Source organism: Streptomyces sp. 8K308, assembly GCF_004348315.1.
Classification (GTDB): domain Bacteria; phylum Actinomycetota; class Actinomycetes; order Streptomycetales; family Streptomycetaceae; genus Streptomyces.
In genome coordinates, this window is sequence record NZ_SMKC01000543.1 from 1 (window position 1) to 2741 (window position 2741).

The following is a 2741-nucleotide window of genomic DNA, read 5'->3' on the forward strand; positions in this document are numbered from 1 at the left end:
CCGTGACCCAGTCCCCGTAACCCCGACCACCGCACTCCCCAGACCGCTCCCGCTCCGGCACCGGCGCCGGACAGGAAGGACCACACATGGCCACGACCGAGACGGAAGCCCCGGCGCGAGCCGCCACCGAGGCGGTCGATCCGTACCTGCTGCGGGCCGAGGACGTGCGCGAGCCACCGAAGACCTTCCGCGAGCGGTTGCGTCACCTCGGCCCCGGCCTCGTGCTGTCCGCCGCCATCGTCGGCTCCGGCGAGCTGATCGCCACCACCGCGCTCGGTGCCCGGGCCGGCTTCGTCCTGCTGTGGCTGGTCATCATCAGCGCGACCGTCAAGGTGTGGATCCAGGCCGAACTGGCCCGCTGGACCATACTCAACGGCCGCACGGCGCTCGACGGCTACCGCGACGTCAGCCCCAGGATCGGTCCCCTCGGCTGGATCAACTGGCTGTGGATCGGCATGGACTTCGCCAAGATGCTCCAGCGCGGCGGCATCATCGGCGGCACCGCCGCGGCATGTTCCGTCATGTGGCCGATCACCGGGGAGGCGCTCAGCTTCTCCTCCCTCTTCTGCTGGACCGTCATCATCACGGCCAGCGTCGTCCTGCTGCTCCAGACCGCCCGCTACGCGGTCGTGGAGCAGGCCGCCGTGATCTCGGTCATCATCTTCACCGTCATCACCGTGGGCCTCGCGCTCGCCCTGCCGTTCACGGACTTCGGCTTCGGACCTTCCGACCTCGGCGAGGGCCTGAGCTTCACGATCCCCGCCGGCACCCTGGGCATCGCGCTCGCCATGTTCGGCCTGACCGGCGTCGGCGCCGACGAGATGACCACCTACACCTACTGGTGCCTGGAGAAGGGCTACGCCCGCTGGACCGGACCCGACGACGGCACCGAGGAGCGCGCGCGGCGCGCCGAGGGCTGGCTGAAGGTGATGCGCCTCGACGTCACCGTGTCGTGGCTGGTCTGCACCCTGTGCACCCTCGCCTTCTACGTCATCGGCGCCTCCGTGCTGCACCCGCAGAACCTGGTCCCCGAGGGCAACGACGTCATCACCACGCTCTCCAGGATGTACACCGACACCATGGGGCCGTGGGCGAAGTACGTCTTCCTCGTCGGCGCGATCGCCGTGCTCTACTCCACCATCATCGGCTCGACCGCCAGCGTGCCGCGGCTGTGGACCAACTCCCTCGGCCTGCTCGGCGTGATCGACTGGAACGACCTGCGGGTCCGCCGCCGCACCATCCGGCTGCTCACCGTCTGCCTGCCGCCGCTGTGGGCCTCCTCCTACCTGTGGGTCCAGTCGCCGGTGTTGATGGTGCAGATCGGCGGCATCGGGGGCGGCGTCTTCCTGCTGGCCGTGGTGATCGCCGTCTGGCGGCTGCGCGCCCTGGGCGTCGAACGACGCTTCCGCGGCAGCCCCTGGCTCACCGTCGCCCTCGTGGTGAGCAGCGCGGCGATCGCCTTCCTCGGGGTGTACGCGGTCCTGGACGTCTTCGGCATCTCGGTCGACGGCTCCTGACCGTCCGTCGTCCCTCGGCGGACGCGGGACGCGGGCCTCAGCCGTTGGCGTACCGTACCGACCGCACCAAGACCAGGACGTCAACCTGCGGAAGCTGATGAGAGCTTCGAAGTCGACGGTCGTGCGCGGGGCCGGCGGCGTATGGGTGCTCGCCGTGGCGGCGACACTCGCCGTGGCAGGCTGTTCGAACGAGTTGGACGAGCCGGCGGAGACGACTTCGGAGACCGGCGAGTCGTCGCGGTCCGACCCGTCGGAGGAGCCCGGCGGGTCCGCGGACGACGGCGCGGCTGGGGAGGAGCGGACCGCCGGTCAGGCCACGGCCGGTGAGGCGGTGGCGGGGTGGGTGACCGCGATCGTCGAGGACCGGCCCGTGGACGCCTGCCTCGCCATGGGAACGCCGGGCGCCGACGGCAGGCCCACGGCCAACACCGCCGCGATGTGCGAGGGCGACGCCCCGGAGGCCGAGCGGGCGCGGCAGAGCGTGAGCGCGCTCCGCGAGTCGTTCGCCTGGAGAGCACGGGGCAGCCGCCCGTCGTGGCGGTCGCCGAGGGCACGGAGTCGGACGGGACGGCGGCGTTCGTCGGGGAGCAGATCACCGTGGAGGGTCAGACGCTCCAGGACGTCGTCGTGGCGAACTCCACCGGCGTTGAGCCCGGCCAGATCGGCATCGGGGTCGAGGCCACCGAGATCGACGGCCTCTGGTACGTGACCGACATGAGCCTCTCCTTCGGCTGAGCGGGCGCCAGGGCCTTGCGGTCAGCGCATCCGGCCGCCAGCCGTGACCAGCCATTCGCCGGTCTCCCAGTCGGTCGGGCCGTCGTCGACGCGGTAGCACAGGTCGAAGCGGATGCCGAGGCCGGACCAGGGGTGGACGACGGGGACGACGCGGAAGACATCCTCGAGCTCGGGGAACGTGAAGCCCTCGGGCTCGGGGAAGAGCCCTTCGAGCTCCGCGCGGGTCAGGTCGGTCCAGAGCGCGAACTGCCAGTGCGGCTCGGTCAGCCACTCCTCGTGGACCAGCTCGAACCTCGGCTCCCGGCCCACGACGAAGTCGCGGATGTCGTCCCGGCGTTCGTCCGGCGTCGAGGGGAGGACGAAGGGCCACTCCTCGCCGGTGGGATAGCGGTACATGGTGGAGGCCGAGGCGAGCGCGTCCACGAGCTCGCGCCACCGCTCGGGCGGGGCGAGGCGGGTGGGCACGTTCACGCCCGGGTGGTCGACGCG

2 protein-coding genes and 1 pseudogene are annotated in these 2741 nt (G+C 71.4%); 2 read left to right on the plus strand and 1 reads right to left on the minus strand.

The window, feature by feature from the left end; genetic code table 11:
* The first annotated feature begins 86 nt into the window (after window positions 1-86).
* Window positions 87-1517, plus strand: coding sequence for an Nramp family divalent metal transporter (locus E1265_RS35410; protein WP_132935053.1), 1431 nt, complete (start codon window positions 87-89; stop codon window positions 1515-1517).
* A 534-nt stretch (window positions 1518-2051) separates the two neighbouring features.
* On the plus strand, window positions 2052-2252 hold the full coding sequence (locus E1265_RS35415) for a hypothetical protein (protein ID WP_132935054.1): 201 nt from the start codon (window positions 2052-2054) through the stop codon (window positions 2250-2252).
* 21 nt (window positions 2253-2273) lie between these two features.
* Here the strand turns inward: E1265_RS35415 and E1265_RS35420 are convergent.
* Window positions 2274-2741, minus strand: a pseudogene (locus E1265_RS35420) (hypothetical protein); the annotation flags it as partial.